Origin of the sequence: Gluconobacter sp. Dm-73 (assembly GCF_018256215.1) — a bacterium.
In the GTDB taxonomy this organism is placed as follows: Bacteria; Pseudomonadota; Alphaproteobacteria; order Acetobacterales; family Acetobacteraceae; genus Gluconobacter; species Gluconobacter cadivus.
The window spans coordinates 173,059-198,150 of record NZ_JAERLW010000003.1 but is presented as its reverse complement, the minus strand read 5'-3'; the positions used below and the strand labels follow the sequence as shown (position 1 = coordinate 198,150).

The following is a 25,092-nucleotide window of genomic DNA, read 5'->3' as shown; positions in this document are numbered from 1 at the left end:
CACATTATTGTGAAATCTGTTGCTGCAAGACATCAAGTGACGGAACGTGACCCGATAATTCAGAGACGACCGTTTCCATTATTGCATCGAATTGCGGAACCCTGAACAGGATATGCGTTTTTCCGAAGTGTGCAATGTCGCGTTCATTTCCGGGATTGGGCGGTCCGACCGGAACCACACCCAGAACCGGAACACCGCGTCGTCGCAAAGCCTCAAGGCTCAGAAGCGTGTGATTGATCGTCCCCAGCCCGCTGCGTGTGACCAGAACGACCGGCAGATCCAGACGCTCGATCAGGTCCACGATCATCATGTCCTCACGCACCGGCACCATCAGTCCGCCCGCGCCTTCTACGACAAGCGGCCCCGGCACCTGTGGCAGGACGAGCCGCCCCGGATTGACCATCACGTTTTCCAGATCCCCTGCCGCCAGCGGAGCGAGCGGGGCCTGAAACGCATAAGCCGGGGGAATGATGCGAGACGGGTCCAGACCGGCCAGATCGCGCACGGTCGGCGTGTCGCCATCTTCGTCCGCAAGGCCGGTCTGAAGCGGCTTCCAGTAGGTGGCGTTCCAGGCGCGGCACAGAATGGCGCTGACGAGCGTTTTTCCGATTCCGGTATCGGTTCCCGTGACGAAGACGCCGCGTTGCCAGTGCGTCGAGATATCCCTCATAACTGTGGTCCTTCCCCGGATTTCACAAATGTGCCGATGCCGATCTGATAGGCCACGCTGGACTGTGCGCGGTCAAAATGCCGCATGGCCCGGCGCAGGGCCGCGCTGCTGGCGGGAGTGCTGTCCTGACGAGGCAGGGACGCCCCAATCTGCCGCAGACCCCGCAGGAACTCCCGCGCGCTGCCGACAGGATCGTGCAGGGTCAGCACCTCCCACGATCCGGTACCGCTGCTGGGCCAGTCCGCTTCCACGGTCGGGACGGACGGATAATCCGGCACGCCGCAGGGCGCGCCTTCCGCCAGACAGGCCTGTTTCCACTCGTCCAGACTGCCTTGCAGGAGGGTTGCGACCATCAGTCGCCCCTGTGGCGCGAGCAGATGGCAGAGCCTGCGTAATCCCTCTGTCCTGTTGGAAAACCATTGCAGGCACAGACTGGAAGCGATCAGGTCAAACGGCCCGGATATGTCCGGATGCTCGGCGTCCATGACGTGAAAGTGGATGTTCGTATCGGAGAGATGTTGGCGTGCTCGAGCGACCATGGCGGGGGCCAGATCGCTCGCCAGCAGACCGGCTTGCGGGAAATGTCCGGTAAGCTGGGCCGTTAAAAACCCCGTTCCACAGCCGAACTCCAGAATGGAGGCGGGTGTCTGCTCCGCCGTTGCTGTTTGGATGCGCTCCATCAGCGCGGTGACGCAGCGGCGTTGAATATGCGCGGCGGCGTCATAGCCCACCGCCGCGTCGAAGCGCGCGGCGATGCTGGTCCGGCGCAGGGTGTCGTCAGCCTGCGTCATCGAGCCTCCGTCGTACAAAGTCCGCGCAGAGTCCGGGATGGGTGAGGGGCAGCAGATGGCCGCCCGCGACCCGTTCGCCCGGTGATGCAAACCCGACCTGCGCGGCCCCGAACGGATCGTCCGTGCCGGTCATCCAGTGCAGCCTGTTTCCCCAGTCGGCTGCCTGCGCCCGATGGTCCTGCTGCTGAAGCGCCTCAAGCCCCTGATCTAGTGCGTCTATATTCGGCGTATGGGGCAGGGGCGCTTCCGTTCCGCAAAGGGCCCGGAAATCGTGCAGCACAGCAGCCGGATCGCGTTTTAGGCGCGCGCGCATCCGGACCAGAACCCGTTCGGGTGTGCCATTCGGGAAGTCGGGTGCAGCAATAAAGCGCGGAAAGCCGTTGAAAAACACCAGCCCCTCACATCCCGGCAGATCCTGCCCCAGCAGCGCCAGCGATCCGGCGGAATGCCCGATCGCCAGATAAGGTGTGTCGGGCAGCGCAGGACGATGTTCGGAGCTGAAATACCCGCAATCCACGACCTGCGCCCTCACATCCGGCAGATGAGCCAGCAGCTGCTCCCAGAAGGACATATCGAAGCCCCAGCCGTGAACGAGATAGAGCGCGCGTGTCATGCAACGTCTCTTGTCAAAGCGATGACGGCCTGTCCGAGGCGATCGATTGCATCATCGTTCAGCCCGGCATGCAGTGCCAGCCGCAGCCGCGCGGTTCCTGCGGGGACCGTCGGCGGGCGAATGGCCACGGTCAGGAACCCGGCGTCCTCAAGTCGGGCAGCCACCGTCATTGCGCGTTCGGACTCCCCGATCAGCACGGGCACGATCTGGGTCGTGGAGTCCGCCGTAGCCAGCCCCGCGCCATGCAGCATGGTCCGAAGCCGTTCCGCCTGTCCGAGCAGCCGGGCGCGTTCTGCGTCCAGACCGGGCGCGACATCGAGTGCTGCATCAATCGCGCCCAAAACCGCAGGGGGCAGGGCTGTGCTGTAGATGAAGCCTGACGCATGGTTCGCCAGATAGTCGCAGAGCGGTTTCGAGCCCGCGACGTAAGCGCCCATGCCGCCCAACGCCTTGCTGCATGTGCCCATCGTCAGATCGGCTAGCCCGCAGGACAGGCCGCGACCCTTCGGCCCTAGAACGCCGGTCGCATGGGCTTCGTCTATATAAAGGAACGCGCCCGCCCGGTCCGCCAGCGTGCGCAGGGCCGGAATATCGGCGCGGTCGCCGTCCATGGAGAACACGCTCTCCGTCACGATCATCCGCAGGCCGGGTTTTTCGGCCTCGCGGTTCAGCAGGCTTTCCAGATGGGACAGGTCGTTATGCCGGAACCGGATCTGACGCACGCCTGCCGCCGCGCAGCCGTGATGCAGGCTGGCATGGTTCAGGCGGTCCGAAAACACCAGCATCGGCGCGCCCGTCCGCGCGACGGACAGGGCGCACAAAGCAGGCATGACGGATGCATTGGCCTGCCAGCCCGAGGCGAACAGGATCGCGTCCTCACAGCCTTTGAACGCTGCCATTTTCGTCTCGACCTGCCGGTGCAGGTCCAGCGTTCCGCTGACCAGCCGGGAAGCCCGCGCACCTGTCCCGAAACGCAGTGCCCAGTCGGCAGCTCGTTCACGCAGCAGCGGGTGATCCGCCAACCCCAGATAGTCGTTGGACGACACATCCAGCATCCGCCGCCCGTCGCGGACGATCATCCCGTCCTGTCGGAGCACCGGGCGCAGGGTCCGCCGCGTCCCTGCGGCTTCGCGCTCGCTCAGAACTGCTGCAAAATGGCTGTCGAACAGGCTCATGCGCCCTCCCGCAACACGTCCGTGATCGCCGTCGTCAGGCGCGTGAGTTCGTCGGGAGTGATGGTGAAGGCGGGCGTCAGATAGACGATGTTACGAAAGGGCCGGATCCACACGCCACGTTCTACGAAGGCGCGGCGCAGGGCATCCGGGTTGTCCAGCGTCTCAAGCTCCACCACGCCGATTGCGCCGAGGACACGCACATCCTTCACGCCGGGCAGTGTGCGGCAGGGTTCGAGTTCCCGCGCAAGCTGGGCCGAGATCGCCGCGACCTGCTCCAGTCTCGGCTCGGATTCGAACAGGTCCAGCGAGGCGTTGGCAACCGCGCAGGCCAGCGGATTGGCCATGAAAGTCGGCCCGTGCATCAGGGCGTGCCCGGCGTTGTCGGATAGAAACGCCTCGAAGACATGTCGCCGGGCTACGGTGGCGGCCAGCGCCATGGTGCCGCCCGTCAGAGCCTTCGAAAGGGCTACGATATCCGGCACGATCCCGGCCTGTTCGCAGGCGAACATTGTTCCCGTACGTCCGAAGCCGGTAAAGATTTCGTCGAGGATCAGCAGGATACCATGCCGGTCGCACAGGTCGCGCAGACGGCGCAGAACCTCCGGGTCATGGAACAGCATCCCACCTGCCCCCTGAACCAGAGGCTCCGTGACCATGGCCGCGATGCTGTCGCCGCGTTCCGCCAGCAGGGCTTCAAGCCGCGCTAAGCTGTCCGCATCCACAGGGAGATCGGCCAGATCTTGCTCGGGCAACACGCCTGCGAACAGGCTGTGCATGCCTTCCTCGGGGTCGCAGATGGACATCATGCCCAGCGTATCCCCGTGATAGCCGCCGCGGAAGGACAGAATTTTCGTCCGGCCCGTGGTTCCGCGATTGATATGGTACTGCACGGCCATCTTGATCGCGACTTCCATCGCGACCGACCCGGAATCGGTGAAAAACACGCGCTCAAGATCATCCGGCAGCAGCGCGGCCAGCCGCGCGGCCAGACGGATGGCGGGTTCGTGGACCATGCCTCCGAACATCACATGCGGCATCTGCCCGGCCTGTCGGACCAGGGCTTCGTGAATATGTGGGTGGCTGTAGCCGTGACACGCCGTCCACCACGCGGCCACGCCGTCCACAAGCTCGCGCCCGTCCGCAAGCGTGATCCGACTGCCGGATGTGCGGACGGCTTGCACGGGGAAGGAGGCAGTCTGCATCTGGGTGTAGGGCAGCCACAGATGGGAGAGGTCAGCGGCGGTATGAGGGGTGCGAGGCATGGTTTGCGTTTTCCCGCATGGTTTGGGGTGAGTCCATCCCCCTGTCTCCTGTGACGTCATAGAGAAAGGCGGGATCGTTCCGCAGGCGGGACGCCGTATCATAAAAGGGTCACGTTTTGTCAGGCAACGATGTGGCATGAGCCCCGTTAGTGACGCGTTCCTAAAAGAACGTGGAAACATTCTGTGCTCCCGGTGTGGGAGCTCTGACGAGGTTGAAGACCAATGCTGAGTTCCAAGGTCATTCATGTCGATGGCGTCTTTCTGGGGACAGCCATCATGACGGGAAGCCTGAACACCCTGCGGTTCTATGCGACGCATGAGAGTGTGCGCGCGTTGCACAATGCCTGCATGTCCGACTTTGGCGCGCTTTATGCCCAGGTCAAAAGCCTGTTCAACCGCAGCCGTATGCTGACGCCGCAGCCAGCCTGATCCTGTTTTTGCGGCGCATCAGGTGCCGCAGAAGGTATTTTTTACCTGTTCATGAGCAGTCGGCGGGGCTTCGAAACCGTCAGTTCCACCTTCAAACGGACGCGACAGCGCCTCGGTCAGACGATGGAACGGCGCATAGTCGCCCGCCACGGCAGAACGGATCATCTCCTCGATCCGGTGATTGCGCGGAATGATGCGCGGATTTGTGGCCTGCATGTCGGCATGACAGGCTTCTGCGGAGCGCTCTTCCCGATCCAGTCGTGCCTGCCAGTCCCTGATCCACTCTTCAATCTTCGATCCCGGCCCGAACAGCGACACGACGTCCTCAGTCCGTCCGCTCTGAACAGCGTCCCCAAGTCTGCGGAATGTGAGCGTGAAATCTGCCTCTCCGCGATGCATGGCCGTCAGCAGACGCCCCGCCAATCGGGCATCCCCGTCTTCGTTCAAAGCCAGCCCCAGCTTTCTGCGCCAGCCCCCGAGATAGGCCTCGTTGAAGACGCCATCAAAGCGCATCAGCGCGCTTTTGGCCTGTTCAACCGCCCGTTCATGGTTGGAGTCCAAGAGCGGCAGGAGGGTTTCCGCCAGTCGGCCGAGATTCCACAGAGCCATGTCGGGCTGGTTCCCGTAGGCATAGCGGCCGTTCTGATCAATGAAGCTGAAAACCTTTGCCGGATCATAAGCGTCCAGAAAGGCGCAGGGGCCGAAATCAATGGTTTCGCCCGCAATGGACATGTTGTCCGTGTTCATGACGCCATGAATGAATCCGACCAGCATCCATCGCGCCACCAAGTCCGCCTGTCGGGCCGTCACGGCTTCAAGCAACGCCAGATAGGGGTTTTCGGCGTCCGACAGCTCCGGATACAGACGCCCGATGACGTGATCCGCGAGAATGCGGACGCTCTGCGTGTCGCCCTGTGCCGCGAAATACTGGAACGTCCCGACCCGCACATGGCTGGACGCAATCCGCACAATGACGCCGCCGGGCTGCATGGTCTCGCGCATCACGCTCTCGCCCGTTGTCAGGGTGGCCAATGCGCGCGTGGTCGGAATGCCGAGCGCGTGCATGGCCTCGCTCACCACATATTCCCGCAGGACCGGCCCCAGAGCGGCCCGTCCGTCGCCGCGTCGTGAAAACGGCGTCGGCCCGGAGCCTTTGAGATGGATGTCCCGAAGCCGCCGCGCCCGATCCGTCACTTCTCCGACCAGCATCGCCCGGCCGTCGCCAAGGCTTGGAACGAAATGCCCAAACTGATGCCCCGCATAGGCCATTGCCACCGGAGATGTGCCATCCGGTCGGCTTCCGTGACCCAGAAATGCAAGCCCTGCCGGGCTGCGGAGCCAGTCCGGGTCCAGTCCCAGTTCCCGCGCCAGAGGCTCGTTCAGTGCAACGATCTGCGGATTGCGGAGCGGCGTCGGGGTGAGGGGGGCGGAAAACTGCTCGGGCAGGGACGCATAGATGCGGGAAAGCTGCATCGGAGATCCAATCAGGACTGGAAAAGTCTGTCTTTAGATGGCTCACTAAAGACCAAAAGGAAAGACCTCTCTTCTTTGTTCAGTCCCGGAGTTCATGGGGAAAGCAGTGTTGTTCCAGAAGCCCCGTCAGCCACTCCGTAAAGACTTCGAGCCTGCGGGAGAGATGCTTTCTGTGTGGGAAGAGCAGTGTCATCGGCAAGGCCGCGGCCCGCCATTGCGGCAGGACATCCACCAGTTCTCCAGAACGGAGATGGGGCAGGACGTCATAAGCTGGCAGTTGCGCGAGGCCGAGCCCGGCCAGACAGCAGGCGACCAATCCTTCCGCACTGTTCACCGTCACACGCCCCTGAACCGCGCGGCTTTCTTCCCGGCCGTCCTGCTCCCATTCCCATGCCTCGATCCGCCCGGTGGAGGGGGAGGCATAGAGAACGGCCTGATGGGCTGACAGGTCATCAGGCTTTAGGGGAGTGCCGAAACGGTCCAGATAGGACGGGCTTGCGACATTGAAGACGGGCAAGAGGCCGAGCCTGCGCCCGATCAGACTGGAATCCTGCAAGGGGCCGACCCGGAGCACACAGTCTGTTCCATCTTCGGCCAGATTGATGCTGCGATCCGTCATGCCGAGCTCGATATCGAGCCCTGGATACTGTTCCAGAAACGCGGGCAGGGCGGGAGCCACCACCAGTCGCCCGATCCGGCTGGGCAGGTTGACCCGCACATGACCGCGCGTTTCCGAACTGTGCAGCCGGAACTGGCTCTCGGCTTCCTCGAAATCCCCCAGAAGCCGCAGGGCTGTCTGCTGAAACCTCTGTCCGTCATCGGTGAGCCGTACGGAACGCGTCGTCCGCGCCAGCAACTGCGTGCCGAGCCGGTTTTCCAGTTCCTGAATGGCGGTCGAAACCGTGGAGCGGGGCATCTGAAGCGTATCGGCCGCATGCGTAAAACTGCCGCTTTCCGCAACCCGGATGAAAATACGAAGCAGGTCGATCCGGTCCATGATGTCTTCCGTGTTTGTTCGGAAAATCTGACGGATGATGTCAGAATTTCAGACTTTTTCCGGATTTATCGACAAATCATAGTCCCTGTCATCATCCATCATTGCGAGGACATCCTCTCATGGCCGATCACAGCATCAAGGGAAAAACCGCTCTCATTACGGGAGGCGCCAAAAATCTCGGTAGGCTGATCGCTCTGGATCTCGCCGCTCAGGGCGCGGCTGCCATCGCCATTCATTACAACAGCGCCGCCACGAAAGCTGAGGCGGACGCAACAGTGGCGGCGCTTACGAAGCTCGGTGTTCAGGCACAGGCGTTTCAGGGCGATCTGACGACTGCCGGAGCGAATTCCCGACTGTTCGAAGCGGTTGTCGCGGCTTTCGGAAAGCCGGATATTGCCATTAACACGGCCGGAAAAGTTCTCAAGAAGCCCATTCTCGAGACATCCGAGGACGAGTATGACGAGATGTTCGCGGTCAATGCAAAGGCGGCTTATTTCTTTATCAAGGAAGCCGGACGTCATCTGAACGACAACGGCAAGCTGCTCACGATCGTCACGTCCCTGCTGGGTGCCTACACACCGTTTTATTCAACCTATGCCGGGTCCAAGGCTGCCGTCGAACATGTGACGCGCGCGGCGTCGAAGGAGTTCGGAAGCCGCGGTATTTCCGTCAACGCCATTGGACCGGGCCCGATGGATACGCCGTTCTTTTATGGTCAGGAAGCGCCTGAGGCGGTGGCCTATCACAAAACCGCAGCCGCGCTGTCGTCTTTAAGCCGGACCGGCCTGACCGATATCGAAGACATCGTCCCGATCGTTCGCTGTTTGGTGTCGGATGGCTGGTGGATGACCGGACAAACCATTCTGGTCAATGGTGGCTATACGACGAAGTAATGGGTTCCCAGCATTGCAGGCGTACGAAAAATACGCATGCAATGCCGGAACTGTTCCTGAAGCTGTTAATGAGTTTTTGATCCTTCTGGACTATGCTGGCATCAGGTATTTTTCCGTTCCGGCCTGTAGGGGTGGTGACGGAAAAGAGAGTCTTCTCTATTCATGAGAAGACGAACTGGCGTTCCTGCCTTTGGTGCCGCCCTTTGGTCCGCCTTTGGCGCGACAACAGCATAGAGGACATTTCGTGGAGCATACCCAGAGCTTGTCAGGCCCGGGCGGAAGAGTCAGTCCGACCGTCATTCGGCTTTATGCCGTGCTGGCCGCAGCCCGTTATCACGGTCTGGAACTGGATATCCGCGATTTTGCGGCCGAGCCGGGGGAGGATTCACCGTCCCCTGCCACTTTGGCAAGATGGCTGACGGACCAGGGCGCTGTCGCCAAAGGTATGCGTCTTCGCTGGCGTTATCTGGTCAAAATCCGCAATGCCCCGCCTGTTGTTCTGATGTTCAAGGATGGATCGGCTGGGCTTATGGTCCGCGCCGATGCTGAAAAAGGCGTGGTCTGGCTGCGTGACCCGATGGGTGGCGATGGAGACGCGCCGGTTCCGGTCGATGAACTGCGGCTCATGCAGGTCTGGACTGGTGATGTCCTGCTGGTCAAACGCCGTCGTGATGAGTCCGAGGCTGACGCCAAGTTCGACCTGCTGTGGTTCGTCAAGATGGTGTTGCGCGAAAAGAAGATCATGCGAGACATCGCCTTCGGGTCGATGGTGCTGAGTATTCTTCAGATTTTTCCACCATTGATTGTGATGCAGGTTATTGACCGGGTGGTGAACTACCATTCCATGGCGACCCTCATCTCGCTGAGTGGCTTTGTTATCATTCTTTCGTTTTACGAAATCCTGCTGACTTATGCCCGGCGCGAACTGTCCCTGATCCTGTCTACGCGTCTGGACGCCAGAATTTCGCTGCATGCCTTCAACAGATTGCTTGCTCTTCCGCTCGAATTCTACGAACGCGAGCAGACGGGTGAGATTCTGGGGCGGTTCATGTCCGTCTTCAAGGTCAGGGATTTTCTGACCGGCCAGCTGATGACAACCCTGCTGGATCTTTTCACGCTTGTCGTAATTCTTCCCGTGCTGTTCGTGATCAGCTCTACGCTGGCCTGGATGACGCTGGCTGCCGCCGGTTGCATCGGCCTTATCGTGGTGATTTTCCTGCCCCCTGTGACGCGTGTCATGGGCCGACAGGTTGTTGCGGACATGAAGCGTGGCTCCGTCCTCTACGAGACGGTCGCTGGTATCCGGACGGTCAAAACGCTTGCTCTGGAAGCCACGCGGCGTGAAATATGGGATGAGCGGACAGCCGAAGTGGTGCGCTGGAAACTGGCTGCCGGACGCATGGCTAGTTGGCCGCAGACCCTTGCCATGCCGTTCGAAATCTTCATCAATCGCGGCATTATTTTGATCGGCGCCTACCTGATTTTGACGAACGCAAGTTCGATTCAGGCGGGTGCGCTGATGGGCTTTATGATGCTGGGTGGCCGTGTCGCCAGTCCTCTGGTCAATCTCGCCAGGCTGATGGAAGCCTTCAACGAAGTTAGTGTTTCCCTTGGCGAGGCCGGTCTGGTGCTGAACCAGCCAACGGAAACCAAGGCCCTGACAACCGGCATGCGCCCCGTTATTAAAGGGGCTCTATCTTTCATGAATGTTGATTTCACATATCCGGGATCGACCAGCAAAGCCCTGAATGATGTGACGTTCGATATCCCGGCGGGCACGATGCTCGGCCTTGTGGGACGTTCAGGGTCTGGCAAGTCGACGATTACCCGCCTCCTGCAGGGTGTGAGCCGCAACTATACTGGCTATCTGCGTCTTGACGGTGTGGATCTGCGGGAAATCAACCTGACGCATCTGCGCCGTTCGTTCGGTGTGGTGCTTCAGGACAACTTCCTGTTTCGGGGCACAATCCGCGACAATATTACGGCGGGGCGCCCGGGGCTGACGATCGATGACGCCATCCGGGCTGCACGTCTTGCGGGGGCCGAAGAGTTCATTGAGCGCATGCCTGCCGGTTACGATACATGGATTGAAGAAGGTTCGACCAACATCTCGGGCGGACAACGGCAGCGGCTCGCAATCGCCCGTGCGGTCATCAGCGATCCGAAGCTCATGATCCTTGACGAGGCGACTTCGGCTCTGGATCCGGAATCCGAAGCGCTCGTGAACGCCAACCTGCAGCGGATCGGCAAGGGTCGAACGATGGTGATTGTCTCCCATCGTCTGTCCTCGCTTGTGAACTGTCATCAGATCGCCGTGATGGACAAGGGCAAGCTGATCGATATCGCACCGCACCGGGTTCTGCTCGAACGCTGCGAGATCTACCGGATGCTCTGGCTCCAGCAGAACCGGCACATGACAGATAACGACGTTCCTGGCTCTGCCGGGCAACTGACTGAAGGAGAGTAATCATGAGCTCTTCCGACATGATTCCGAAGGATGACCGGGGCCCCCGACAGTCCGACGAAGACTTCAACCAGCACATTCCGCGCTCTGCCACGGACCCCTTCGCGCCTGATGATACTCCGCTGGCGCTGTTGGAATTCCATTCGCCAACGGCAGGGCTGGTCAATCTTCCGGCCACACCCTCGGCGCGTTACATCATCCTGCTGATCGGGGGGCTGTTTATGGCGTCCCTGGCCGCCATGGCGTTCTTTCCGATCAACCGTGTTGTCTCAACGCCCGGTCGCCTGATTTCCACACAGCCAACCATCGTCGTGCAGCCACTTGAGACGGCGATCATCCGCTCGATTGACGTCAGGGTTGGCGATTTCGTGAAGAAGGGTCAGGTGCTTGCTCATCTCGATCCGACCGTGACCGAAGCCGATATCACGAACATGCGGGTGCAGCGCGATGCCTATCAGGCTGAATATGACCGTCTGAAAGCGGAAGCTGCCGGGCAGGAGTACAAAGTCAATTTGAACGATCCGGCATCCGTGGAGCAGGGTGCTGCTTTCCTGCGTCGTAAGGCGGAATATCAGGGCCATGTCGACAATTACGATCAGCAGATCGCAGGTCTTGAAAGTGATATTCAGGGTTATCGCGCCAATGCGGCCATGTATGGCAGCAAGATGCGCGTTGCGTCCGAAGTCCTGCAGATGCGTCAGCGCGAACAGGCTGATCAGGTTGGTTCCCGCCTGTCGACCCTCGGGGCCCAGACCGATCTGATGGAAGCCGAGCGTTCGGAAATCGCTGCCCAGCAGAGCGCCAACTCGGCCGAAAAAAAGCTGGCCGCCATGAAGGCCGAACGTGAAGGCTATATCGGTAACTGGCAGGCCAAGATCTATTCGGAACTGACGGAAGCCGGTCACCATCTGGCGGAGTATCGCAGCTCGTTTGAAAAAGCCCGTCTGCGTCAGGATCTCGTTCTCCTGCGGGCGCCGGAAGACGGTATCGTCCTGACCATCGGGCAGGGCTCGGTTGGTTCTGTGCTGCAGTCAGCGGGTCAGTTCATCACCCTCGTTCCCACGGGATATGGGCTGGAGATGGAAGCCGTAATGCGGTCGCAGGACGTGGGTTTCGTTCAGGTCGGAGACCATGCGCTCCTGAAATTCGCGACATTCCCCTATGACCAGTATGGTGGTGCGGAAGCGACGGTTCGTATCATCAGTGCCGATGCCTTCACGCCTTCATCGCAGGGGGGCAATGGCGCTGGTGGTAATGCAAGCCAGTCTTCCGAAGATTCCACTGCGTCGGGTATCTATCGCGTGCGTCTGCGGATTGATCGTTACACGCTGCACGGTCAGCCTTCGTTCTTCCATCCGATGCCGGGTATGTCCCTGACTGCCGATATCGATGTCGGAAAACGGACTGTGCTGCAGTATCTGTTCAACAAGATTACGCCCGCGCTCACCAATGGCATGAGGGAGCCATAACAAAGACATGGAGCGTTCCTAAAAACGCTCAAGGGGAACGCCTGCTAAAGTCCGGGCGTTCCAGCACGACAGTCATTCAGGATCCGCGCTGCCCATGTCGTTCAAATCTCGCCTTGCTGCCCTGTTTTCTTCGAAAGGGAAGCTGGATCATGCCATCCGTCTGACGGAAACCGGCAAGGCTGTTCAGGGATTTGCTCTTCTCAGCCGCCTCGCCGCGGCAGGCGATGCGGAAGCATCATTCCGTGTCGGGCGGGCCTATCTGGATGGGATTGGGGTGCCTCCCAGCCTGGAAGAAGGGGCACGCTGGATCTATCAGGCGGCACAGGCGGGGCATATCGAAGCAGCTTTCGTTCTGGCAACGCTCTATACGGTCGGGCTGCCGGAAGGATTTGAAATCCGGCCTGCGCAGGCAGGGCTTGATCTCTCTCACGTTCCCTCAGCAGGCCCCAGACGCCCGGATTTTCACCTCGGCCTTCACTGGGCCCGGATCGCTGCCGAGGCCGGATCGCCCGACGCACAGGCGTTGCTGGGCTATATCCTGACGAACGGGCCAGACGATCTGCGCGATCTTTCACAGGCCCGTTCCTGGTATGACCGTTCTGCCGCCGCCGGATGTTCGCAGGGTCATCTGGGGGTAGCGCTTGCCATTCTTGATGATGCGCGGACAGGTGAGGCGCTTGCCTCTGCTGCCCAACATCTGACGGAAGCGACGAAAGGCGGTCTTGGAACAGCGTTCGACATTCTTGGCCGGATGTATGAGTCGGGTTCGGGTGTGCCGCGCGATCTTGGCAAGGCCGCAACATATTTCCATGAAGCGGCCGAGCGCAATATCGTCACCGCGCAAGCCCGCTACGGTTTGATGCTTCTGGAAGGGACCGGGATCCGCCGACATTACGGGCGTGCGGAAACCTGGCTGAAGCGCGCTGCGACGAATGGTGATACGCAATCTGCGGCCCTCCTTGGCGATTTGTGTGCCAACGGGGGCGATCTGCCGCCCAATCTTGTTGAAGCGGCCAAGTGGTATCGTCTGGCAGCCGAACAGAAACATGCGGGCGCGGCGCGGGCTCTGGGGCTGCTGTATCTGACAGGGAACGGGGTGCATCAGGACCCGGATGTCGCAGCGCACTGGTTCAAAATTGCATCCGAGTCAGGCGATGCGCACGCCGATGCCGATTTTGGAAACCTGATCCTTGCAGGCGCTTCCGCGACCCCTGACGAGAAGCAGGCTCTGCATACCCGGTTTGAGAAAGCAGCGGAAAAAGGTGATCTGATCGGAGCTTACAATCTCGGCGTCTGCTACGCCGAAGGTGTTACTGGTGAGCAGAATGGCCGTGAGGCTGCGCGCTGGATGCAGAAGGCCGCGGATGGTGTGGTCAATGCCCAGTATTGGTATGGCAGGATGCTGTTGGAAGGTCGTGACGTTCAGCCGGATCCGACACAGGCCTTGTACTGGATGGAAAAAGCGGCGGATGCCGGCATGGCCGAAGCTCAGGTTATGGTTGCCGGGCTGCTGGTTGACGGAAACATCAATGGACGCCGGGACCATGAAAAAGCCCTGACACTGTATCGCAGGGCGGCGGAAAGCGGCAATGTGGATGCCATGTTCTCGCTGGCTGCGCTTTACGGCGGCGGTCATGATGTTCCCGAGAACCGGCCTCAGGCACAGATATGGTTCCGTAAGGCCGCCCAGCGCGGCAACGGTCTGGCCCAGATGATGCTGGGTCGTTATCTCTGCCGTGGGCTGGCAGGCGTGACGGACCCGGTAGAGGGACGCATCTGGCTGGAACGGGCGAAAGCGCAGAACATCAAGGATGCCGAAGCGGAACTGGCCCTTCTGGACGAAGCGCAGCCTGACGACGATGACTGATCTGCGTGTCTTCTGATCCTCCCGCGTCCAGCGGACGCAAACCGGACGCATCCTTCGCGGGTTTTGGCCGGATTGTCAGTGCAGAAGACCGGCACCGGTGGCGGGAGGCCATGAGCCGCCGGGCACAGGATGCTTTCGCCCGGGGGCAGGCGGCACTTCAGGTCGGCAATACATCCCTCGGCCTGTTCTGGCTTGAGCGCGCCGAGAGAATGTCCCGGCATAATCCCAATCTGAAATGGTCTGTCGGTCTGGCCTGCCTGTCTGCGGGGCGCGTCTTTGATTGCCTCATGCGAATGGAGAAATTGCGACAGGATTTCGATCTGCGGGAAGCGGCATTTCTGGAAGTCATCTGTCTCGTACGACTTCAGCGGATGGAGGACGCCGCACGCAGGATGCAGGCGGCCCTCTCGCGCTTTCACGCTACACCGCAGACATATCCGCTGGCAGGACAGATCGCGTCTGCGGCAGGGCGTCCGGGTTGGATGACGGCATCCAATACAGGCTCCGTCTTTGTCGAGACTTCCCGACCATTCAGGCTGTTTCTGGATGGGCAGGAGCATCTTCAGGGCGCGGGCAGCGGCACATACGACCTGCCGGAAGGCTGGCGCTCGGCCCGTTCTTTGGAAATCAGGGTGGGACGTCGGCAGGTTCTGGGCAGTCCGTTGGATATTGCCGCCCTGACGCGGTGTGAAGCCTTTGTTGAAGCTGCCACTGACGGACTGAGAGGCTGGATCTGGACGCCCGCTGAACCCGAATACAGTCCTCGTATCCTGCTTTGGGATGGCACCACTGTCTGGGCTAAGGTGTTTTCGGAGGACGTGGACAGCGATATTCCTCTGGCGCGCACGAGGGTCTTTCATGTTCCGGCCAGCCGCCTCCCCGAAAAGGATATGGATCTTCTGGAACTGCGTGACGAGAACGGACGTCTTCTGACGGGTGCCCCCGTCGATCCGCGCGTGGGGCAACTGGTTTCAGGACTTACTGACACTCTCCCCATCGGGTTACGTCCCACAAAGGTCAGAGCGTGGAAGATGCGCCCACATCGGCCCCGTGCCAGCCCCGGCTGTGCGGTCGTGATCCCGGTTTATGCGGATCTGCGCCGAACGATGGATTGTCTGCGCAGCGTGCTGTCGACGTGTCCGGTTGATGTCCCGGTGATTGTCGTAGATGACGCTACTCCAGAACCCCTTCTGGCGCGAGAGCTCGACCAACTGGCAGAGCAGGGGCGGATTACTCTGATCCGTCACTCCCGGAACTGCGGTTTTCCGATATCCGCCAATGACGGCATGAGGGCGGCTGAGGGGCGGGATATTCTTCTGCTCAACAGCGATACGCTCGTTCCCGCAGGCTGGGTCGAGCGATTGCGGGCGAGGCTGGCCTTGAAGGATGTCGGGACAGTGACCCCCTTCTCCAATGATGCGACAATCCTGTCCTATCCCGCCGTGGACCGTCCCAATCCGGTCCCTTCGCTTGTGGAGATGCGGGCTCTGGACCGGCTGTGTCAGGCGACGTTCAGGTACGATGATGCGCCATCCCGCAACGTGCCGGATCTGCCGACGGCTCACGGGTTCTGCATGGCGATTTCTGCGGAGTGTCTGGCCGAGATCGGCCTGTTCCGGGAAGATCTGTTCGCGCAGGGCTATGGCGAGGAAAACGATTTCTGCCTTCGGGCGTCTGCGAAGGGGTTCCGGCATGTCGTCGCGCCTGAACTGTTTGTCGCGCATGTCGGGTCGGCGTCGTTCGGAACGGCACGGAAGTCTCTTGGCGCTCGCAACCTGAAGATTCTCAATGCTCTGCATCCCGGCTATGACCGGCTGGTGCAGCGCTTCATTGAGGCCGATCCGCTGCACGACACGCGACGCAGGCTGGATATTGCCCGTCTGATCCGTGTGGCTCGGGACAGGGCTACGATGTTGATGGTGCAGCATGACGCCGGAGGCGGCGTGGGGCGCGTGGTGCGTGAGCGCTCGGAAGCGTTTGAAGCCGAGGGTGGATTTGCGCTGGCATTGCGTCCCCATGAACAGGGCTGTTGTGTGGAAGATGCTCTGGACAGCAAGCGCTTCCCCAACCTGAAATTTCGCCTTCCCGACGAACTGCCGCTTTTGCTGGACGTGCTCCGGGACGTGCATGTTGAATCCGTTGAATGGCATCATCTGATCGGTCATGCGCCCTGTATCAGAACGCTGCATGAGCGGCTGGGCGTGCCGTATGACGTGTTCATTCACGATCACGTCTGGTTCTGCCCGCGTATTTCGCTTTGCGATGGAGAAGGCCGTTATTGCGGTGAACCTGACATCGCCGGATGTGAACAGTGTGTGACACGCTGGGGCGGTTATCTTGGGGAAGACATTTCAGTCTCCGATCTCGTGGCCCGTTCAGGGCGGGAATTGTCCAGCGCCCGTCGGCTCATGGCGCCGTGTGAGGACACCGTGCGGCGGATCCGGCGGCATTTCCCCGGCCTGACGATTGAGGCTGTTGCGCTGGAAGATGACACCGCGCTCCGTAAATTCATTCGGACAGGCCGTCACTCTGTCAGTGCACAGCCGCTCCGTGTGTGTGTGGTGGGCGGAATCAGCCAGTGGAAGGGATATGACGCACTGCTCGCACTTGCGGCGGAAATCCAGATACATCGCCTGCCAATTGAACTCTCACTGGTCGGGCACACACATGACGACGATACCCTGATGGCGCTCGGGGTGCGGGTGACGGGGGAATATCGCGAAGACGAGGTGCAGGCTCTCATCTGCCAGCAGCAGCCGGATGTCGGGCTGATTCCTTCCATTGCGCCCGAGACCTGGTGCTACGCCCTGGGACAGATCTGGCGCAGCGGTCTGGAGGCTGTCTGCTTCGATCTGGGCGCACAGGGAGAGCGCGTCAATCGCAGCGGAACCGGGTTGGCCGTACCGCTTGGAATGCCGCCATTTCAGCTTGCCATGCTGCTGCTCAGACGCTGGGGAGATGCGCGGTGAGGGGTGGTTTACCTTTTCTAACGAAACAGTCCATTATGTTGTTTGAACAGGAACCGGTATTTGTCGAAGACTGTTGTAACACATCGTCGGGATACCGCTCATAACTGTGACGACCATTCGTGACAGTTCATGGAACATGCCAGTATTATTGCCCGCAAGAACGGACGCAATTGGGAGTAGGGAATGTCTAACGCCGCCGAAGCATCACGACAGAACCGGGTCATCGACCTTAAGGCCGGTGCACATATGATGGTGCTGGATGCAGGGATTTTCTGCATTTTCCATGCAGCCGGTCAGGCTCCTGCCGGCCCCGCCGGACTGCCGGGCGTCAGAATTTCTCGCGCGCCGGGAACCCCCCCGGGGATCGTGACCGTCAGCACCTTTGAAGAGGACGGCTGGATCGGCGGTTCGAACGGCGCGGCGCTCGTTCGGGTCATGCGTGGTCCGGCCGCCGTTCTTGTGACAACCTATCAGGAACCGGGCAGCACACACGCCGCCCCACGCTTGCAGGTTGCACAATTGGCTGGCCCTATCACCGCATCCCCGGCGCAGTCGGCTGTCTCGGAAGCTGCGCCTGTGTCTTCTGCGCCTGTGTCCCCAGTTCCGAAGGCGCCGGAAGCCGCGGCCGAGCCTGTGGCCGTTCCTGTCGAAGCCGCCGTTTCGAAAGACATTTCCGCGCATATCCAGCGTCGTGGTGACGTAACGAGCGGTATCGGACACTGGATGGGCGTTCCGGGCAGTCAGGGCTGGATCGAAGGTTTCAGCATTGCTCCCGAGACGGGCGTTCCTGCGTCGGACATCGAATATCAGGCCGTTCTGGGCAAAGGCTGGCTGTCTCCCTGGGCTGAAGGTGGTCAGTATTGTGGATCGCGCGGCATGGCTCTGCCGATCCTTGGACTGCGCGTCCGTCTGAAGGGCGAGTCTGCAAAGACGTCCAAGATCCGTCTTACCGCATCTTTCATCGACGGGACGCGTCTTGGCCCCGTGGATGGAACCGAAGCGCTGGAAGCTGAAAGCCTCGCCCCTCTGGAAGCCTTTCTGCTGGAGATCGTGCCCGCAGGAGAAGAGGCACCAGCACCGACGGCCCCCACCAAGGCTGCGCCCAAGTCCCGCGCTACAAAAGCGGCTGATGCTCCGGCCAAGCCTGCCACGCCCAGAAAGCGCAAATCAGTCAAGGCCTCCTGATCCGTTCAGGTCTGACACAGTGACCGGGGAAGAAGATTTTCTTTCCCGGATTTTTTGAAAACTGCCGCCATCTGCTGTCTTCTCCGTGCGCGAACAGGACTTCACGGAGGCTTTCAGTCGCTCCGGAGACGTCGTGCGCTATCTCTTCGTCCATCAGAATTTCCCGGGACAGTTCCTGCATTTTGTCCGGCATCTTCTCGCGCAGGATCATGAGATCGTCTTCATTTCGGAGGCGAACAACAATCATATTCCTGGCGTCCGACGCGCCATCTACCGCGTGCCGCGTCTGCCTTCGATGGAGACGCACCCTCATCTGAGGGAGTTCGAATATGGCCTGCTCCGTGCCGAAGCCGTCGCAACCGCGGCGCGTACGCTCAAGGGGCTGGGCTATGAGCCGGATATCATCGTCGGACATCACGGCTGGGGCGAACTGCTCAATCTGGGGGATGTTTTTCCTGACTGCCCGATCCTCGGCTATTTCGAGTTTTTCTACCACGCGGATCAGAATGACGTGGGGTTCGATCCCGAATTCCCGCCGTCGCCGGAACTGGCGGCCGCGGTTCGGGTCAAGAATTCAATCAATCTGCAGGCCCTCTGCCTGAAAAACGGATATGGTCAAAGTCCGACGCAATTCCAGCGCGGCACCTATCCCGGATGGGCGCAGGAAAAGATTTCTCTGCTGCGGGAAGGCGTCAATCTGGACCTCTGCTCTCCCGAGCCGCAGGCCAGACGGCGCAATCTTGTCATCAACGGGGTGCGGATCACGCCGAAAGACGCGCTCGTCACCTATGTCGCCCGCGATCTTGAGCCTTATCGCGGTTTTCACGTCGTCATGCGCGCGCTGCCCCGCATTCTGGCCGAACGCAAAGACGTGCAGATCATTCTCGTGGGTGGAGACAGGGTCAGCTACGGCACGCTTCCTCCTGGCGGCGGAAGCTGGCGCGAGTTCATGCTGCGCGAACTGGAAGGCAAGCTGGATCTTGATCGCGTCCATTTTGTCGGCAAGGTCGAGTACGATGATTTTCGGGCTTTGCTGCGGCGGTCGGACGCCCATCTGTATCTGACCTATCCGTTCGTCGCGTCCTGGTCCCTGCGCGAAGCCATGGCGACAGGATGCCCGATCATCGGAAGCGACACGGCACCGGTCAGGGAATTCATCACGCATGATGTTACGGGCCGGCTGGTGCCGTTTCTGGACTCATCGGCAATTGCCGAGGCCACGCTCCAGCTTCTGGAGGACCGTCGAACCGCACGCCGACTGGGGCAGGAGGCGCGGCGTTATGCCGAAGCGGAGCTCTGTCTGGATGACTATCTGAGTCGGTATGACGACCTTGTGAGCAGGATCACAAACAGGAAAGGAGCCGGGGATGATGGACAATGAAGTCATTTCAGTTTTGAAAACTGCTCTGCGGAGCTGGGTTTGCAAAAAAGACTCTTTGTCTAAACCTGCCCTGCTGACGGAGCCGGATATTCACGACCTGGCCGTGGCGACAAAAGCAGGCATGGTGCCTCCGCCATGTCCGGAGGGCGTACGGGAATGGGGAAATCTGCGGGAGTTAACGAAGGGTTGGATTGTGCAGCAAGAACCGGACGCCATTCCGGAGCCGTTGCAGAACCGCGACTTTGAATATCTTGCGACTCTGATTGCCCCGTCATGTTCAGATGCGCAATCGTGTCATGAAGACGAAAAACTCGTCTTTGCGCGGGAGCATCTCGAACGCTGCTTCTGAACGTCAGAACGCCCTGCAGGAAGCCTGCAGGGCGTTCTTCATTCTTCGGCCAAACCGTTCGGATCAGCCGCGGCTGCCCTTGTGGTCGCCATCACGCATCTGGCCTGTCGGCTCCTGAACATGGGCTTCAAGGAACCACAGATGCTTGTCGAGGCCGCGGGACACTTCCGTGAAGATATCGGCCGTGTCGTCATCGCCTGCTTCGTCCGTCGTCTTGATGGACTCACGCACGTTGTTCGCCACGGTCGCATAGCGATCGATCAGCGCTGCGAGGTGGTCCGCAACGCGATAGATGTTGTTCGGATAAGGCGTGCAGGCACTGTTTTTGGAAACGTCCTGCACGGTCCCGAGCGCTGTTCCACCAAGCTGTACGGCACGCTCTGCAACTGTGTCGGAATAGCCGTCAATGCTGGTGCGGAAGCCATCAAGCATCTCATGAACGCCGATGAACTGCGGGCCCTTGAGGTTCCAGTGAGCCTGCTTGGTGATCAGCGCCAGATCGATCAGGTCCGACAGGCGGGCGTTCAGCGTTTCGATGGAAACATTTTTGGTGTTGTCCGCAGTGTTGTTCTGCGTCACGTGACGGTCTGTTCTGGAAACCATGGGAATACTCCTGAGCATTGGCCCGCGGCCCGTTTCAGGGGGCCGTCAAAGCCGCTGAGATATCTTGGCACTCCGCTTTGTGCGGGGCTGTCAGTGTTCCAAACGTGTTATCCTTAGGGAGGTTCCGTTGAAGGTGTTCCCATTTCTGATCTGATGGTTTTCTGTTTTGGAACAGCCCCTCTTCCCCGGCTTTTCTTAAGGTTTGCCAAGGCCTGTTTCAGGCATCTGGTGCGGTGATGACATAAATCTTTCATCCGGTGTCGTTCCTGTTCCGGTTGTTCTTCCCTGACAGGAGGGCTAATGCACTGATGTGGTGGCTTCGGTCGCCGGATAATGCCCGTTTTTCAAGTCAGAGCTTCTCACGCATGACCCTTGCCACAGCCACGCCGTCCGAAGAGGCCCGCGACACGGCCGGTGCTTCCAAAAGTGGAAGCCGCCGCAGCGGTCCTGATACCGCCTTCCATTTTCTGGTGGCGGTATCGGCGCTGCTGGTTCTCGTGGTGCTGGGCGGCCTTGTGGTCCTCATGGGCATTGGGGGAAGCCAGGCGTTTCGGACGTTTGGTCTGGGCTTTGCCTTCAGTGATGTCTGGAATCCGGTCGCGGATCTCTATGGTGCCTGGGCGCCGTTGTTCGGAACGATTGTCAGTACGCTGATCGGTGTGGCGATTGCGCTGCCGCTGGCGTTTGGCACGGCATTCTGGCTAACGGCGATGGCGCCGCCCCGGATTGCCGCCATCGTGGGGACTGCGGTCCAGCTTCTGGCCGCCGTGCCGTCGATCATCTTTGGCATGTGGGGCTTTTTTACGATCGTTCCCTTCATGGCGCGGACGGTCCAGCCTTTCCTGACCCATCATTTCAAGCATGTGCCGGGCATCAGATTCATCATTCATGGTGCGCCGTTCGGAACGGGTCTTATGACGGCCGGTCTGGTTCTGGCTGTCATGATTGCGCCGTTCATGACGGCCGTGATGCGTGACGTCTTCGCGGCCATGCCCAATATGTTGCGTGAAAGCGCGTATGGCCTTGGGGCCACGCGCTGGGACGTGATGTGGAAGGTAGTGGTGCCGTGGTCCCGCTCTGGCATGATCGGTGCGATCGTGTTGGGCATGGGCCGCGCGCTGGGCGAGACCATGGCTGTAACCTTCGTAATCGGGAACGTGACGGCTGTCGGCTGGTCGCTATTTGCCCCGCGCAGCACGGTCGCGTCCCTGATCGCCCTTCAGTTCCCGGAAAGTCCGGCTGGATCTCTTCGGCTTTCGGCGCTTCTGGCGCTGGGCTTCATCCTGATGCTGCTGTCATTCGCCAGTCTAGCGCTGGCGCGGATGCTGCGGGGGAATACGAAATGAGCGATAGCGTCGTCTCCACAAACGGCTGGAAGCCCAACCCCCGTGCGGCCCGTCGTCGGAGCGCCGATCATGTGGCGACCGCTTTCGGGATGGTCATGGCAGGCATCCTTGTGCTGGTGCTGGCGTCCATCTTGTGGACCCTGCTGTCCCGCGGGCTTGCCGGACTGTCCGCTGCGGCGATCATGAAGCCGATGGGGCCGCCGGGCTCGTCTTCCGGTCTGGCGAATGCCATCGTGGGCAGTCTGATCCAGACGTTTCTGGCGCTGCTGATGGCGACGCCGCTCGGGCTTGGGTGCGGGATCTATCTCTCGGAATACGGGACGGATACGAACAAATTCGCATCCTGCGTTAGGTTCGTCTCGGACGTGCTGATGTCTGTGCCGTCCATTCTGGTTGGTCTGTTCGTCTATCAGGTCATGGTGGCGCCGTTCGGACATTTCTCCGCGCTGGCCGGTTCCGTTGCTCTAGCCATTCTGGCTGTCCCGATCATTGTTCGCACGACCGAGGACATGCTGCGCCTCGTCCCGACCGCCATGCGCGAGGCGGGTGCGGCTCTGGGAGCAACGCGCTGGAGGGTGACGCTGTCACTGTGCCTGCGCTCAGCCAAGACGGGCGTGCTGACGGGTATTCTTCTGGCGCTGGCCCGCGTGAGCGGTGAGACGGCGCCGCTGCTGTTTACGTCGCTGGGTAACCAGAACTGGTCTTTCAGCCTCACCCGCCCGATGGCGAGCCTGCCGGTGACGATCTACCAGTATGCCGGTGCGTCCTATGAAGACTGGGTACAGCTTGCCTGGGCCGGTGCGCTTCTGGTGACGATGGGTGTGCTGGCCATCAATATTGCCGTCCGTGTCTCGGCGCGACGCGGATGACCCCGGGAACATCGCAGGGGATGACACAGGATTCCATGATGACCAAGACTGATCCGCAGGCGGCGAAGAGCCCTGAAGTGGCGCTGGCTGTTCGCAACCTGAATTTCTATTATGGCGAAAACCACGCCCTGCATGACATTTCGGTGGATTTTCAGGCCCGTCGGGTAACGGCCATGATCGGGCCGAGCGGCTGTGGTAAATCCACGTTGTTGCGGATTTTCAACCGCATGTATGACCTGTATCCCGGCCAGCGCGCGACTGGCGAAGTGATGTTCGACGGGCGCAATATTCTGGATCATGATCTGGACCTGAATATCCTGCGTGCGCGTGTGGGTATGGTGTTCCAGAAGCCGACGCCGTTTCCGATGTCGATCTATGACAACATTGCGTTCGGTGTGCGTCTGCATGAAAAGCTGAACAAGGCGGACATGGATGCGCGCGTTCAGGACGTCCTGACGCGTGTGGCGCTGTGGAACGAAGTTCGGGACCGTCTGAACGCTCCTGCTTCCGGTCTTTCCGGCGGTCAGCAGCAGCGTCTGTGCATTGCACGCTCTATTGCAACGCGGCCTGAAGTTCTGCTGCTTGACGAACCGACCTCGGCGCTCGACCCGATTTCCACAGCGCGTATTGAAGAACTGCTTGACGAGCTTAAGGAAGAGTTCACGATTGCGATCGTGACCCACAACATGCAGCAGGCTGCACGCTGTGCGGATCAGGTAGCGTTCTTCTACATGGGGCGTCTGATCGAAGTGGACAGCGCGGACCGGATGTTCACCAATCCGAAGCAGCAGCAGACCCAGGACTACATCACCGGCAGGTTTGGATAACGCGTCATGGCTGACAGATCTCACATCGTCAAAAGCTACGAACAGGAGCTGGGCCAGCTCCGCTCCATGATGGCGCAGATGGGCGGCATCGTGGAAAATCAGGTCGCCCTCGCGCTGTCCGCCATTGCGGACCGTAACGAGGAAGCTGCCGATGCAGCGGCGCGTCAGGACCCGGAAGTGGACCAGCTCGAACGTGAGGTCGAGAGCCTCGCGATCCGTCTTCTGGCGTTGCGAAGCCCGATGGCGGGCGATCTGCGTGAGATCGTGGCGGCGCTGAAAATCACGGGCGATCTGGAGCGGATTGGCGATTATGCGTCTTCCATCGCGCGCCGTTCGCTGCGGATCCGGATGCCGGAAAACCAGATTTCGCTCTCGGGTCTACGCAGCATGGGACGCCTCGTGCAGGAAAACCTGCGCCGTTCGATTGATGCGATTACGCAGCAGGATTCCAACCGGGCCATGGAAGTCTGGCACTCGGACCGTGCGGTGGACGAATATTACACGGCTCTGTTCCGTGAACTCGTGACGTACATGATGGAAGATGCCCGCAACATCCGCGCCTGCACGGAACTGCTGTTCATCGCCAAGAACCTTGAGCGGATCGGCGATCATGCGACCAATATCGCCGAGCGCGTTTTCTACGCCGTGACCGGCGATAATCTGCCGTCCCTGCGTCCGCGCGGTGGTCCGGCTTCCGCCCTGACGGTGACGGAAACGATGCAGGAGCCGGACGTTCGGTGAAGAGCCCATCCCCCGCACGTGCCAAGGGGCTCGTTCTTCTCGTCGAGGACGATCCTGCCCTGCTGCTGATGACCTGCTACAATCTCGAACAGCGCGGCTATCGCGTCGAGACGGCGGAAGACGGAGAAGCGGCGCTTCTGGCGCTGGAGACATCCCGTCCGGATGCCGTTGTTCTGGACTGGATGCTTCCGGGTCTGTCCGGACTGGATGTGTGCCGTCGCATCCGGGCCAATCCTGCGCTGCGTGACGTGCCGGTGCTGTTGCTGACGGCGCGTTCGGCCGAGCAGGATGCGATCCGTGGCTTGGACACGGGTGCGGACGATTATCTGATGAAGCCGTGCAGTGTCGATACGCTTGATGCGCGTCTGCGCGCTCTGCTGCGGCGGCACCAGTCTTCTTATGACCGTCTGTCCTTCGCGGATATCACACTCGACCCCGAAACGCACCGCGTGGAGCGTGGCGGTCGGATGCTGTCTCTGGGGCCGACGGAATATCGCCTGCTGGACCTGCTGATCCGCAATCCGCGCAAGGTGTTCTCCCGCGAGGATCTGCTGCGCCGGATCTGGGGGCAGAACATTCATGTCGAGATCCGGACGATCGATGTCCATATCCGGCGTCTGCGCAAGGCCATCAATGGGCCCGGCGAGATGGATCTGGTGCGGACCGTGCGTGCGGCTGGTTATGCGCTGGATGACGGCCCGACGACGGACGGCGCCTGA

General features: G+C 60.5%; 22 protein-coding genes. 14 read left to right on the top strand and 8 right to left on the bottom strand.

Going from position 1 to position 25,092, the window contains the following annotated elements:
• Positions 1-4 precede the first annotated feature (4 nt).
• The 5 genes from bioD to JK176_RS04235 are packed head-to-tail and all read right to left on the bottom strand — an operon-like array spanning position 5 to position 4,511.
• Positions 5-670, bottom strand: a complete 666-nt coding sequence (gene bioD / locus JK176_RS04255) for a dethiobiotin synthase (RefSeq protein WP_249194185.1) — start codon at positions 668-670, stop codon at positions 5-7.
• Positions 667-1,461: a methyltransferase domain-containing protein gene (locus tag JK176_RS04250; RefSeq protein ID WP_211586555.1), complete on the bottom strand. Its 795-nt coding sequence runs from the start codon at positions 1,459-1,461 to the stop codon at positions 667-669. The genes bioD and JK176_RS04250 overlap by 4 nt, the downstream gene beginning before the upstream one ends.
• Entirely contained in the window at positions 1,448-2,074 is a 627-nt protein-coding gene (locus tag JK176_RS04245; protein ID WP_211586554.1) for a biotin synthase, read from the bottom strand. Before JK176_RS04245 ends, JK176_RS04250 begins: the two co-directional genes overlap by 14 nt.
• The gene (locus JK176_RS04240) at positions 2,071-3,249 is read right to left on the bottom strand and encodes an 8-amino-7-oxononanoate synthase (protein WP_211586552.1); all 1,179 of its coding nucleotides are present in this window, start codon (positions 3,247-3,249) and stop codon (positions 2,071-2,073) included. Before JK176_RS04240 ends, JK176_RS04245 begins: the two co-directional genes overlap by 4 nt.
• Positions 3,246-4,511 carry an adenosylmethionine--8-amino-7-oxononanoate transaminase gene (locus JK176_RS04235; RefSeq protein WP_211586551.1) on the bottom strand — a complete coding sequence of 422 codons (1,266 nt, stop codon included), beginning with the start codon at positions 4,509-4,511 and terminating at the stop codon, positions 3,246-3,248. The genes JK176_RS04240 and JK176_RS04235 overlap by 4 nt, the downstream gene beginning before the upstream one ends.
• A gap of 222 nt (positions 4,512-4,733) precedes the next feature.
• On the opposite strand from JK176_RS04235, the gene JK176_RS04230 reads away from it, so the two are divergent.
• The gene (locus tag JK176_RS04230) at positions 4,734-4,940 is read left to right on the top strand and encodes a hypothetical protein (protein ID WP_099285674.1); all 207 of its coding nucleotides are present in this window, start codon (positions 4,734-4,736) and stop codon (positions 4,938-4,940) included.
• An 18-nt stretch (positions 4,941-4,958) separates the two neighbouring features.
• Here JK176_RS04230 and JK176_RS04225 read toward each other — a convergent pair whose 3' ends face one another.
• Both JK176_RS04225 and JK176_RS04220 read right to left on the bottom strand, forming a co-directional pair.
• Positions 4,959-6,413 carry a YdiU family protein gene (locus JK176_RS04225; RefSeq protein WP_211586550.1) on the bottom strand — a complete coding sequence of 485 codons (1,455 nt, stop codon included), beginning with the start codon at positions 6,411-6,413 and terminating at the stop codon, positions 4,959-4,961.
• A gap of 79 nt (positions 6,414-6,492) precedes the next feature.
• Positions 6,493-7,410, bottom strand: coding sequence for a LysR family transcriptional regulator (locus tag JK176_RS04220; protein ID WP_211586549.1), 918 nt, complete (start codon positions 7,408-7,410; stop codon positions 6,493-6,495).
• Between the two features lie 119 nt (positions 7,411-7,529).
• Between JK176_RS04220 and JK176_RS04215 the strand changes: the two genes are divergently transcribed.
• The 8 genes from JK176_RS04215 (at position 7,530) to JK176_RS04180 (ending at position 19,987) form a co-directional block, all read left to right on the top strand.
• Complete coding sequence (locus JK176_RS04215) at positions 7,530-8,303, top strand: SDR family oxidoreductase (RefSeq protein WP_211586548.1); 774 nt, start codon at positions 7,530-7,532, stop codon at positions 8,301-8,303.
• A gap of 316 nt (positions 8,304-8,619) precedes the next feature.
• Positions 8,620-10,770 carry a peptidase domain-containing ABC transporter gene (locus tag JK176_RS04210; protein ID WP_194261348.1) on the top strand — a complete coding sequence of 717 codons (2,151 nt, stop codon included), beginning with the start codon at positions 8,620-8,622 and terminating at the stop codon, positions 10,768-10,770.
• Between the two features lie 2 nt (positions 10,771-10,772).
• Positions 10,773-12,236, top strand: coding sequence for an HlyD family type I secretion periplasmic adaptor subunit (locus tag JK176_RS04205; RefSeq protein ID WP_194261246.1), 1,464 nt, complete (start codon positions 10,773-10,775; stop codon positions 12,234-12,236).
• Positions 12,237-12,330: 94 nt separating this feature from the next.
• Complete coding sequence (locus JK176_RS04200) at positions 12,331-14,103, top strand: tetratricopeptide repeat protein (RefSeq protein ID WP_211586547.1); 1,773 nt, start codon at positions 12,331-12,333, stop codon at positions 14,101-14,103.
• A 5-nt stretch (positions 14,104-14,108) separates the two neighbouring features.
• Positions 14,109-17,072: a glycosyltransferase gene (locus JK176_RS04195; RefSeq protein WP_349291901.1), complete on the top strand. Its 2,964-nt coding sequence runs from the start codon at positions 14,109-14,111 to the stop codon at positions 17,070-17,072.
• Between the two features lie 183 nt (positions 17,073-17,255).
• Complete coding sequence (locus JK176_RS04190; RefSeq protein WP_211586546.1) at positions 17,256-18,257, top strand: hypothetical protein; 1,002 nt, start codon at positions 17,256-17,258, stop codon at positions 18,255-18,257.
• 133 nt (positions 18,258-18,390) lie between these two features.
• Entirely contained in the window at positions 18,391-19,638 is a 1,248-nt protein-coding gene (locus JK176_RS04185; RefSeq protein WP_211586545.1) for a glycosyltransferase family 4 protein, read from the top strand.
• Complete coding sequence (locus JK176_RS04180) at positions 19,625-19,987, top strand: hypothetical protein (RefSeq protein ID WP_211586544.1); 363 nt, start codon at positions 19,625-19,627, stop codon at positions 19,985-19,987. Before JK176_RS04185 ends, JK176_RS04180 begins: the two co-directional genes overlap by 14 nt.
• 63 nt (positions 19,988-20,050) lie before the next feature.
• Here JK176_RS04180 and dps read toward each other — a convergent pair whose 3' ends face one another.
• A complete protein-coding gene (gene dps / locus JK176_RS04175) occupies positions 20,051-20,590 on the bottom strand; it encodes a DNA starvation/stationary phase protection protein Dps (RefSeq protein WP_194261251.1) in 540 nt (179 codons plus the stop codon).
• A 365-nt stretch (positions 20,591-20,955) separates the two neighbouring features.
• Here dps and pstC point away from each other — a divergent pair, with 365 nt between their 5' ends.
• From pstC to JK176_RS04150, 5 genes are read left to right on the top strand one after another with little or no spacing between them, the layout of a single operon-like run.
• A complete protein-coding gene (pstC, locus tag JK176_RS04170; RefSeq protein ID WP_211586543.1) occupies positions 20,956-21,936 on the top strand; it encodes a phosphate ABC transporter permease subunit PstC in 981 nt (326 codons plus the stop codon).
• Positions 21,933-22,805, top strand: coding sequence for a phosphate ABC transporter permease PstA (pstA, locus tag JK176_RS04165; protein ID WP_206034154.1), 873 nt, complete (start codon positions 21,933-21,935; stop codon positions 22,803-22,805). The genes pstC and pstA overlap by 4 nt, the downstream gene beginning before the upstream one ends.
• 38 nt (positions 22,806-22,843) lie before the next feature.
• Complete coding sequence (gene pstB / locus JK176_RS04160) at positions 22,844-23,632, top strand: phosphate ABC transporter ATP-binding protein PstB (protein ID WP_099285664.1); 789 nt, start codon at positions 22,844-22,846, stop codon at positions 23,630-23,632.
• A 6-nt stretch (positions 23,633-23,638) separates the two neighbouring features.
• The gene (phoU, locus tag JK176_RS04155) at positions 23,639-24,373 is read left to right on the top strand and encodes a phosphate signaling complex protein PhoU (protein ID WP_211586542.1); all 735 of its coding nucleotides are present in this window, start codon (positions 23,639-23,641) and stop codon (positions 24,371-24,373) included.
• Positions 24,370-25,092, top strand: coding sequence for a response regulator (locus JK176_RS04150; RefSeq protein WP_099285662.1), 723 nt, complete (start codon positions 24,370-24,372; stop codon positions 25,090-25,092). Before phoU ends, JK176_RS04150 begins: the two co-directional genes overlap by 4 nt.

Coding starts and splice junctions, on each gene's coding strand:
- JK176_RS04225 (WP_211586550.1), bottom strand. CDS start 6,413: ATGCAGCTTTCCCGCATCTATGCGTCCCTGCCCGAGCAGTTTTCCGCC.
- dps (WP_194261251.1), bottom strand. CDS start 20,590: ATGGTTTCCAGAACAGACCGTCACGTGACGCAGAACAACACTGCGGAC.
- JK176_RS04220 (WP_211586549.1), bottom strand. CDS start 7,410: ATGGACCGGATCGACCTGCTTCGTATTTTCATCCGGGTTGCGGAAAGC.
- JK176_RS04240 (WP_211586552.1), bottom strand. CDS start 3,249: ATGAGCCTGTTCGACAGCCATTTTGCAGCAGTTCTGAGCGAGCGCGAA.
- JK176_RS04250 (WP_211586555.1), bottom strand. CDS start 1,461: ATGACGCAGGCTGACGACACCCTGCGCCGGACCAGCATCGCCGCGCGC.
- phoU (WP_211586542.1), top strand. CDS start 23,639: ATGGCTGACAGATCTCACATCGTCAAAAGCTACGAACAGGAGCTGGGC.
- JK176_RS04205 (WP_194261246.1), top strand. CDS start 10,773: ATGAGCTCTTCCGACATGATTCCGAAGGATGACCGGGGCCCCCGACAG.
- pstC (WP_211586543.1), top strand. CDS start 20,956: ATGACCCTTGCCACAGCCACGCCGTCCGAAGAGGCCCGCGACACGGCC.
- JK176_RS04200 (WP_211586547.1), top strand. CDS start 12,331: ATGTCGTTCAAATCTCGCCTTGCTGCCCTGTTTTCTTCGAAAGGGAAG.
- pstB (WP_099285664.1), top strand. CDS start 22,844: ATGACCAAGACTGATCCGCAGGCGGCGAAGAGCCCTGAAGTGGCGCTG.
- pstA (WP_206034154.1), top strand. CDS start 21,933: ATGAGCGATAGCGTCGTCTCCACAAACGGCTGGAAGCCCAACCCCCGT.
- JK176_RS04230 (WP_099285674.1), top strand. CDS start 4,734: ATGCTGAGTTCCAAGGTCATTCATGTCGATGGCGTCTTTCTGGGGACA.
- JK176_RS04235 (WP_211586551.1), bottom strand. CDS start 4,511: ATGCCTCGCACCCCTCATACCGCCGCTGACCTCTCCCATCTGTGGCTG.
- JK176_RS04190 (WP_211586546.1), top strand. CDS start 17,256: ATGTCTAACGCCGCCGAAGCATCACGACAGAACCGGGTCATCGACCTT.
- JK176_RS04215 (WP_211586548.1), top strand. CDS start 7,530: ATGGCCGATCACAGCATCAAGGGAAAAACCGCTCTCATTACGGGAGGC.
- JK176_RS04245 (WP_211586554.1), bottom strand. CDS start 2,074: ATGACACGCGCGCTCTATCTCGTTCACGGCTGGGGCTTCGATATGTCC.
- bioD (WP_249194185.1), bottom strand. CDS start 670: ATGAGGGATATCTCGACGCACTGGCAACGCGGCGTCTTCGTCACGGGA.
- JK176_RS04180 (WP_211586544.1), top strand. CDS start 19,625: ATGATGGACAATGAAGTCATTTCAGTTTTGAAAACTGCTCTGCGGAGC.